The organism is Rhodococcus sp. EPR-134, assembly GCF_001647205.1.
In the GTDB taxonomy this organism is placed as follows: domain Bacteria; phylum Actinomycetota; class Actinomycetes; order Mycobacteriales; family Mycobacteriaceae; genus Rhodococcus_F; species Rhodococcus_F qingshengii.
Genome location: NZ_LVCT01000606.1, coordinates 1 through 8,769, shown reverse-complemented (window position 1 = coordinate 8,769; position 8,769 = coordinate 1). Strand labels below are relative to the sequence as shown.

Here is an 8,769-nt window from a genome sequence, read left to right as displayed (position 1 = left end):
GACCACCGTGAACGCCAGCGCGAGGCAGAACAGCCACGTGTAGAGCGCTCGACGTCCGCCGCGCCCACTGAGTTCCTGTCGGTCGATCTCGTAGCCGGCGAGCAGGAACAGCATGCCGAGGCCGAGTTCGCGCAGGATGCCGATCGCTTCGCTGTCAGCTGCGATGTTGAGGGCGAACGGCCCGACCACTGCGCCCGCGAGCAGTAGCAACACCACTTCGGGAACCAGTCGACGCGGGATCAGGCCCGCGACTATCGGCGCAATGGCCGCGATCAGCGCAATCCAGAACAGCGAGGAGGCAATTGAAGGCACGGATCATTGTCGGACAAAACCGACCACTCTGCACACATTGCGACCGGTCAGTCTGGTAGAAGTATCGAATGCTCACCTAGTAATGCGTGAGCAATCCCACGTGAAGGAACGGCCATGACACAACCCCCGCAGGACCCTAACCAGCCATATGGCCAGCCGCCTCAGCAGCCGTACGGGCAGCAACCCCAGCAGCCCTACGGACAGCAACCACCGGCTCAGCAACCTTATGGACAGCCTTATCCAGATCAGTCTGGCGCGCCGTTCCCGGGCCAGTACGCTCAGCCGGCCGGTGGATTTCAGCAACCGCCGCCTTCACCGGCGAAAAAGAAGAAGTGGCCATGGGTCATCGGAGGCATCGTGGCGTTCTTCGTGATTGTCGCGATCGCCACTGGCGGCGGGGACAAAGACAAGGAAGAATCCGCCGCGGCCCCCACAACCACGCAAGCCGCGGCCAACGGTGCCTCCGTGGCCGCAGTTGCCCCGGCCGAAGCTCCCAAGGAAACGAAGTCTTCGAATCCCGGAATCGGCGAGGAAGTGCGAGACGGAAAGTTCGGTTTCGTCGTGACGGGTATCGAGACCGGCCTCACGACGATCGGCGACAATCCCTACTTGCAAGAGCAAGCTGAGGGTCAGTTCGTACTCGTTCACGTCGAGATCACGAACACTTCCGACAAGCCCCAGGCTTACTTCGGATCCAATCAGACCTTGATCGACACCGAAGGTCGCGAGTTCACCAACAACACGATGGCAGCGATCAATATCGACGCCGAAACCGCGATCGGCGGCGACATAAACCCCGGCATCACACGGAAGACCACCATTGTCTTCGACATCCCGACCAGTGCCACCCCCAAGGAGATCGAGGTACACGACTCGATGTTCTCCGGTGGCGCCACAATTTCGCTTCAGTAAACCCGGAACAGTAAGAACGACGGTCTCCACCAGTTGACGATCAGCCGGTGGCGCCACAATTTCGCTTCAGTAAACCCGGAACAGTAAGAACGACGGTCTCCACCAGTTGACGATCAGCCGGTGGAGACCGTTCTCCTGCGAAAGGCCAACGGACTGAGGTCAGTACAGGTACTTGCGGTACGCCTCTTGTCTGGCGGGTTCGAGGTCCTCGACGCGCAGGCTGTGTTGCTCCGCCATCATGTCGCGCAGACTCGGCACCTCATCGGATGCAGGCCACGTCGACGGATCCCACAGCTTCGCCCGCAGAATTGCTCTCGCGCAATGCAGATACGCCTCGTCGATCTGCACGATCACCGCAAGCTGTGCAGGCTTGCCGTTCATCGCCATCGAATCCAACAGATCAGGATCGGTGGACAGAGTCGCCGTGCCGTTGACGCGCACGATCTCGTCGTGCCCGGGCGCGAGAAAGAGGATCCCCACGTGAGGATTCTCGATCATGTTCCGGTACGAGTCAGCGCGCCGGTTGCCCGGACGATCCGGGAGCACGAGCGTCTTCTCGTCGGGAAACAGAACCTGACTGACCAGGTCTCCACGCGGCGAGCAATCGCAATTTCCGGCCGCATCGGATGTCGCGAGCACAAAAAACCGTGCCTGCTCGATGAATTCACGGATCAACGGAGTCGTGTGAGCGGTCTGCTTCTCCATGATCGTCGGATGGGGCTGTCCGAGAATCGCATTGAGTTGTTCCACGGATTCGATCCGCCCGCCCGGGGCGTTCGACGCCGTCACGTCGACACGTCGTCGAGCACGTGGTGGCGCCCGAGCGGCAACACCAACGGCTTACCCGACATGGGGTCGGGGATGATTCGGCTCTCGAGACCGAACACGGTGCGGACGTTGTCGCTCGTGAGCACCTCGGCAGGATCACCCGCCGCGTAGACCCGGCGATCGGCCATGGCGACGAGGTAGTCGGCGTAGCGGGCGGCGAGATTGAGATCGTGCAGAACCATGACAATCGTTGTACCCCGAGTCCGGTTCAGGTCGGTGAGCAGGTCCAAGACCTCAACCTGGTGGCTCACGTCCAAGAAGGTGGTCGGCTCGTCGAGTAGAAGCAGATCGGTTTGTTGGGCGAGCGCCATCGCAATCCACACACGTTGGCGCTGACCACCGGAAAGCTCGTCCACCGATCGTTCGGCCAATCCGGTTGTGTCCGTAGCCGTAAGCGCCTCGGCGACAGCTGCGTCATCCTCGCGACTCCACCTCGACAGCACCCGCTGATGTGGATGACGACCACGGCCGACGAGATCGGCGACAACTATCCCTTCCGGTGCGATCGGTGACTGCGGCAGCAGACCGAGCGTGCGAGCGAGCTTCTTCGCGGGCAGGCGATGAACATCCTTGCCGTCCAACAGAACATGACCGCTTCGGGGACTGAGTAGCCGCGACATCGACCGCAGCAGTGTCGATTTGCCGCACGCGTTGGCGCCCACGATGGTCGTGATCTTTCCCGGCGGCACCGCGAGGTCGAGCGATTCGACGACGGTCCGTCCTCCGTAACCGAGTTCGAGGTTTTCGACAGTCAGAGTATGGGATTCGGTCACAGCGAACCTCCCGTTCGGTTGGAGCGAATGATGAGGTAGACGAGATACGGCGCTCCCAGCGCGCCAGTCACCACGCCAACGGGGTAGCGGGTGCCGAAGGCGTACTGTCCGCAGAAATCGGCAACTAGCACCAGCAGCGCTCCGACCAGCGCCGACGGAATCAAAAGTGATGTTCCCGGACCGACGATGCGGGCGGCGATGGGCCCTGACAGAAATGCGACGAAGGCGATGGGCCCCGCAGCGGCAGTGGCAAAGGCGATGAGTCCGACGGCCGCAATGATCGACAGAATGCGCATTCGTTCCACTCTGACGCCGAGCGCTTGTGCTGCGTCGTCACCGAGCTGGCTGGTCGAAAGGTTGCGCGATTGGCTCAGCAGCACCGGTCCGAGGACAACCAGCGCCAGGAGTAGGGGAACCGTCGAACCCCAGTTGGCACCGTTGAGACTGCCGGTGAGCCAACGCATCGTCTCCTGCAGATCCCATGCGGCGGCGGTACTGAGCAGGTAGGCGGTGACGCTGTCGAGCATCGCGGCCATGCCGATACCGATCAGTATGAGCCGAGTGCCCGCCACACCGTCCCGGAAAGACAGAACGTAGATCAAGACTGCGACGCCCAGACCGACGGCGATAGCAAAAACCGATACCTGTGAACCGCCGAGTGAAAGCGAGATGATCGCGAAAGCCGCTGCAGCGCTTGCGCCGGAGCTGATTCCGATGATGTCGGGGCTCGCGAGCGGGTTGCGCAGCATCGTCTGGAACGTGATGCCGCCCAAGCCGAAACAGATTCCGGCGAACACAGCGAGGACAGCGCGAGGCAGCCGGAGGCGGCCGACAGTGAACGAGGCACCAGGCACGTTCTCCCCCAGCATGACCCGAAGCACATCTGACGGCGGGTAGAAGGTTTTTCCCACCATCAGAGTGACCGCGAAGGATGCGACGACGAGGACCATCAGCACGGCAATCACGATGCGGCGGCGTCTACCTCGCCGGATACGGCTTGCTCCGACTGCGTCGACCTCGACTTCGGGAGTAACGAATGTAGTGGTCACAGCTCACGTATCTTCTGACGGCGGACGATATAGATGAAGAAGGGCGCTCCGATGAGCGCGGTGATGATGCCGACGTCGATTTCGCTCGGCCGGGCGACAATTCGTCCGAGAATGTCGGCGGCGACGAGAAGGCCGGCACCTGTCAGCGCAGAAAACGGTAGTAGCCAACGGTTGTCGATACCGATCAGCAGGCGGCACAGATGCGGGACAACCAAACCGACGAAGCCGATCGGTCCGGCAATGGCAGTGGCTGCACCGCAGAGCAACACTGCACCGAGCGCTGCCACTGCACGAACCACCGCGACGCGTTCGCCGAGACCTGACGCAACCTCGTCGCCGAGCGCAAGAGAGTTGAGACTGCGCGCTGACAGCAGACAGATCACGAAGCCGACAATGAGGAAAGGCAGACCCTGCCGGATCACCTCGAAACTCGCGCCACCGACGCCGCCGATCTGCCACGAACGAATGTTGCCCGCAATATCGTTTCGCGGCAGCATGATCGCAGTGATGAACGAAGCAAACGCAGCCGATGTTGCGGCCCCGGCAAGAGCCAACTTGAGTGGCGTGGCTCCACCTCGCCCGAGTGACCCGACCACGTAGACGAACAACGCCGCCCCGGCTGCACCGAGTACGGCCACCCAGATCATGCTGGTCTGGGTCCACAGTCCGAACCACGCCATTCCGATCACCACGGCGAGCGAAGCGCCCATGTTGACGCCCAGGATTCCGGGATCCGCCAAAGGGTTTCGGGTAATCCCCTGCATCACAGCGCCGGCAAGACCGAGCGCAGCTCCCACGATTATCGCGAGCACCGTCCGCGGAATGCGCTTGGCAATCGCACCCTGACCGATGTTGTCCGTTGAACCGCCTAGTGCGGCAACGATATCGGACCAGTCGACCTCACGAGAGCCGATGACGATCGAAGCGCACATGAGCACCGCGAGGACAACGAGAAGGGCGATCAACCACAGCGAATTGCCGAACGTCGGGCGCCGCGTATCGCGAGCGCCCGACGTCGAATCCTGCGAGGTTACAGTCACTCCGACTTTCCAGCGGCCCCGGCGAGCAGATCGACGTAGTCGCCGAGTACCCACGAAATCGCGAGTGGAGTCGGGTTGGCCGCCGTTCCCATCGGCCCGGTTCCATTGAGGAACACGATCGCGTTGTTGGCGACGGCAGGCATCTGCGAGAGCAGCGGGTCAGCCTTGAGTGCGTCGACAAGTGCCTGGTCACCGTAGGTGACGATCAGTTCGACGTCGTCGAAGACGTCCACACGCTCCGCACTGACCTTCTTCGAGAACTCACCACCCGTCGAGGCGCCGGCAACGCTCTTCGGCGTCGAAAGTCCGAGGTCCTCGAAGAACGCGGCGCGCGTGTCGTTCGCCGTGTAGAAGCTGACCTGGCTCAGATCAGCGGTGTCGACGTGCGTCAGGAACATGGTTGCCTTGCCGGCAAGCTGCGGATGCGAGGCAACCTCGTCGGCGATCTCCTTTTCGATGGTGGAGATCAGTTCCTGCCCTTCGGATTCCATACCCAAGCCCATGCTGTTGAACTTGATGACGTCGCGCCACGACGTCGCCCACGGCCCCTCGGGGTATGCCACGACCGGAGCAATCTCGCTGAGGGTGTCGTAATCCTCCTGCGTCAACCCGGAGTACGCGGCAAGAATGACGTCAGGGTTCGTATCGGAGACGGCTTCGAAGTCGATGCCGTCGGTCTCGTCGAAGAGCACCGGCGGCTTCGCGCCGAGTTCGTCGAGCTTTTCCTCGACCCACGGCAGCATTCCGTTGCCGTTGTCGTCACCGAAAGTCGCCGCTGCCATTCCGACGGGAACCACGCCGAGAGCAAGGGGCACTTCGTGATTGGCCCAGGCAACGGTGGCAACTCGCTCCGGCTTGGCGTCGATCGTCGTAGTTCCGAAAGCGTGCTCGATCGTGACAGGGAAGGAGCTGGATCCGCTTCCGGCGCTGCCGCCGTCGGCGGTCTCCGAGGAGTCGGAACTGCAAGCTGTCATGCCGAGGGCGACTGCGACCGCTGCTGCGGCCACCGCCAAGAAGCGTTTTGAACGCATGAAAACAGAACTCTCTCGAGAAGGGGTACGGCCCTCAACCCGGCTCAATCAGGCACTTAGGTGAGGTTTGCCTAAACCGTATACGGGAGGGCAATGTGGCGCAATCGCGTGTTTGGGACACCCCGTGTAGCGATCGAGACAAGGTGTGATGGCCGATCAGCTAGCCCGGAACATCCCTGGTGTAGCGCCTGTCGTGCGCCGGAATGCCGCCCCGAATGCGCTGGTCGAGTGGTAGCCCACACGCTCGGCAACCTCTTGTAGATCCAAGCCGTGGGCAAGAAGGGTCACCGCTCGTTGGGCGCGCACAGCCGAGACCCACTGCCCGAAACTCATCCCGGTCTCCGACCGAAATACCCGGGTGATGGTTCGCGGGCTGACACCGAGGAGCCTTGCCCAGTCGGACAGCGTTCGCATGTCACTCGGATCGTCACCGATCGCATCGACGATGGGTTGCAGAAGTGGCGAGTCCGGCACCAGCACCAGCAACTCGTTCGGCGACGGTGCCAGCACGTCGATCACCATCTGCTCCGTGAGCGAGCGCGAAGGAGCTCCGAGTGACTCGTCTGCCAGTCGCTCGAGGAGGTTCCGCAGCAGCGGAGTGACCTCGATCGCCACCGGCACGTCGGACAGAGAAGGAACCGATGCGATGTCGAGCTGAGCGGCGCGATACCAGGTGCCGGCCGGCGCGATCGCCGAGTGCAGGACGCCGGCGGGCATCCACAGACCTACGGTCGGCGTAATGGTCCACGTGCGCGATCCCACCGTGGCGCTCGACGCTCCCCGCTCGTTCCACAACAATTCGTGAGTCGGGTGCGAGTGCGCATCCCACCGGGTCTCGCGGGAGACAAGTTCGTCCATGCCCGCAATGACAAAGGGCACCTCGACCGCCCCGGCCGAGTAGACCGGGAGCGTCCGACTGTCGACGGTCTCCAACGGGTTCTCCTCGGTTCGCGTGGCTGCTCCGCAGAAAGCATAGGTCGCGGGGATCGGTTGTCGGTTCCCACGATCGCGGGGATCGGTTGTCGGTTCCCACGATCGCGAGGATCACCGCCCGAAATCGCCGAGGTGACCTCACACACATTCAAGAATTGCGTATGCACCACAACAAAAAGAAGGTCACAGACCTGAAGTCTGTGACCTTCTTTCTTGTGCGCCCGAAGGGATTCGAACCCCTAACCTCTTGGTCTAAAACAAACAATCTCTGATAGTCCGTCAAAGTTCGGGAAAGTCTGTCTGATCTGGCCTTTAGCTACGATTTAAGTTTCGGGAAGTTCGGCACAGTTCGCCGTGATTCGCCATCAATGCGTTGAGTAAGTGTTGAGTTGAACTGAGGCAGGGGTTGTCGTGATGACTACCCCTCATTTGAGAAGTCCTCCAAGGACCGCGCAAACCGTATATGGAGTTTTCTCCATACCTGACGTCGGTTGAGCCGAGACTAGGTCAACCCTGCTCGCCACGGAGGAACCGATCGCAGTCGTCGCGATGGATTCGCCAGTGACCATTCGGCGCCTTGCGCTGATACCCGAGAAGGCGCTCGGACTCAAGATCCTTGCGGACAGTGACGGGATGCCGGCGCATGTAAGCCGCGGCCTCGGAGACGTTCATCCATGGGGTATTGATGTTCTCGCTCATATCCTGACCCTATGGCTGAGGGGTCAAATTTATAGACCCTCCGGGTGCACCCTCGATCGATCCTGCTGCCACCCGCTCCGCATACTAACGCTTCTCTCTCCACGCACTTTTCGGTCCGGAACTCGGTAAAAGCCCAGGAGCCGGGGATCGAACCGACCCTGTATCCCGTACGGGGTCAGCGGCGTAATGCAAAGCGCCCTTCCGTGTGGATCGATCGACGGGGTATGGGCAGGGGTGGATCATAGACACCCCTGGGTTGTCCTTGTAGGCACGAAAGAGCCCCGACCCTGGGATTGGGTCGGGGCTCTCGTTGGTGGTTGTTTAGCCGCCGGCGGTGATGTTGATCCTCACGATTCCGAGGGGCTGGGGGAACCCGAATCCGACACGCATCGTTGCTCGGATGGCGGTGCGGTCGCTGGTGTAGAACGCGCTGGCGTCCGTTGTCACCGAGGTGTCGTTCCGGATGGCGACGAAGCTGCGGGACTGCGGGATCGCCCAGACGGTGCCGGCAGGTACTGCGGGTGAGACGAGCAGCGGTACACCGAGGATTGTTCGGGCGGTCGGAGCGGTGGCGTCGAGCCCAAGCAGAGGCTCGTTGCTTCCGGTCTGCTTCTTCACCTTCGCGAGGAGTAGTGCATCGGCAGGGTTGGCGACGAAGTTCGTGATCACCACGCCTTTGGTCTCCGCGGCTGCGATGGCTTCAGCAAAGGGATCGGTGTTGGTCCAGGATGCGCCAGCATTGACAGTGGTTGTGGTGATCGATGCCAGACCCTTGGCTGCGGGCGCTGCGAGGTTCCCGAAGTATGCGGTGTCGAGCTTAGTTTGGATGTCTCGAACCAATCCGTCGCCGACTACCTGGAGCGCGGCGGGGGAAGAGTCTGCAGCGAGCTCGTTGGAGATGACAACGAGGCCGGCGAGCTTGCTGGGGACGACTTCGATCTCGCCGAGGTCGGACTCGCTGACCGGGATCTCGGCGCCTTCGGCTACCCAGCCGGCAGACGGGTCTTCGAGCACGGAAGGTAGTCGGAGTCCGTGTGTGCCGACGTTGACGACGGTCGAGACGCGGGTTGCGATTGCGAGATTCTGCAGAGGTTGAATGAGTAGTGCGTTCACCTGATCGGGGGTGAGGATAGATGTAACGCCAGCGGTTGAAGTAAGCATGGTGATTCCTATTCGTGGAATGACAAAACAG

The 8,769-nt window shown here is 61.7% G+C and carries 10 protein-coding genes; 1 reads left to right on the top strand and 9 read right to left on the bottom strand.

Features of this window, described 5'->3' with window-relative positions:
- Window positions 1–312 (bottom strand): cation:proton antiporter domain-containing protein (locus tag A2J01_RS26685; protein WP_197494312.1); only part of this gene is annotated, 312 nt, incomplete at its 3' end.
- Window positions 313–669: 357 nt separating this feature from the next.
- Between A2J01_RS26685 and A2J01_RS26680 the strand changes: the two genes are divergently transcribed.
- Window positions 670–1,224: a DUF4352 domain-containing protein gene (locus tag A2J01_RS26680; RefSeq protein WP_051720817.1), complete on the top strand. Its 555-nt coding sequence runs from the start codon at window positions 670–672 to the stop codon at window positions 1,222–1,224.
- 159 nt (window positions 1,225–1,383) lie between these two features.
- Here the strand turns inward: A2J01_RS26680 and A2J01_RS26675 are convergent, their stop codons facing one another.
- The 8 genes from A2J01_RS26675 to A2J01_RS26640 form a co-directional block, all read right to left on the bottom strand.
- Window positions 1,384–2,013 (bottom strand): pyridoxamine 5'-phosphate oxidase family protein, encoded by a 630-nt coding sequence (locus tag A2J01_RS26675; protein WP_007731668.1) that lies wholly within the window; start codon window positions 2,011–2,013, stop codon window positions 1,384–1,386.
- On the bottom strand, window positions 2,010–2,825 hold the full coding sequence (locus A2J01_RS26670) for an ABC transporter ATP-binding protein (RefSeq protein WP_064113951.1): 816 nt from the start codon (window positions 2,823–2,825) through the stop codon (window positions 2,010–2,012). Before A2J01_RS26670 ends, A2J01_RS26675 begins: the two co-directional genes overlap by 4 nt.
- A complete protein-coding gene (locus tag A2J01_RS26665) occupies window positions 2,822–3,874 on the bottom strand; it encodes a FecCD family ABC transporter permease (RefSeq protein ID WP_064113950.1) in 1,053 nt (350 codons plus the stop codon). Before A2J01_RS26665 ends, A2J01_RS26670 begins: the two co-directional genes overlap by 4 nt.
- Complete coding sequence (locus A2J01_RS26660; protein ID WP_054827389.1) at window positions 3,871–4,914, bottom strand: FecCD family ABC transporter permease; 1,044 nt, start codon at window positions 4,912–4,914, stop codon at window positions 3,871–3,873. Before A2J01_RS26660 ends, A2J01_RS26665 begins: the two co-directional genes overlap by 4 nt.
- The gene (locus A2J01_RS26655; protein WP_064113949.1) at window positions 4,911–5,945 is read right to left on the bottom strand and encodes an iron-siderophore ABC transporter substrate-binding protein; all 1,035 of its coding nucleotides are present in this window, start codon (window positions 5,943–5,945) and stop codon (window positions 4,911–4,913) included. The genes A2J01_RS26660 and A2J01_RS26655 overlap by 4 nt, the downstream gene beginning before the upstream one ends.
- Window positions 5,946–6,101: 156 nt before the next feature.
- Window positions 6,102–6,878 carry a helix-turn-helix domain-containing protein gene (locus A2J01_RS26650; protein ID WP_039973248.1) on the bottom strand — a complete coding sequence of 259 codons (777 nt, stop codon included), beginning with the start codon at window positions 6,876–6,878 and terminating at the stop codon, window positions 6,102–6,104.
- Window positions 6,879–7,385: 507 nt separating this feature from the next.
- Window positions 7,386–7,577 (bottom strand): helix-turn-helix domain-containing protein, encoded by a 192-nt coding sequence (locus A2J01_RS26645; protein WP_064113948.1) that lies wholly within the window; start codon window positions 7,575–7,577, stop codon window positions 7,386–7,388.
- A gap of 321 nt (window positions 7,578–7,898) precedes the next feature.
- Window positions 7,899–8,738 (bottom strand): phage major capsid protein, encoded by an 840-nt coding sequence (locus A2J01_RS26640; protein ID WP_064113947.1) that lies wholly within the window; start codon window positions 8,736–8,738, stop codon window positions 7,899–7,901.
- Window positions 8,739–8,769 lie beyond the last annotated feature (31 nt).

What these genes read in the sequence shown, in the direction of transcription:
- A2J01_RS26655 (WP_064113949.1), bottom strand. Translation starts at nt 5,945, where the DNA reads ATGCGTTCAAAACGCTTCTTGGCGGTGGCCGCAGCAGCGGTCGCAGTC.
- A2J01_RS26645 (WP_064113948.1), bottom strand. Translation starts at nt 7,577, where the DNA reads ATGAGCGAGAACATCAATACCCCATGGATGAACGTCTCCGAGGCCGCG.
- A2J01_RS26640 (WP_064113947.1), bottom strand. Translation starts at nt 8,738, where the DNA reads ATGCTTACTTCAACCGCTGGCGTTACATCTATCCTCACCCCCGATCAG.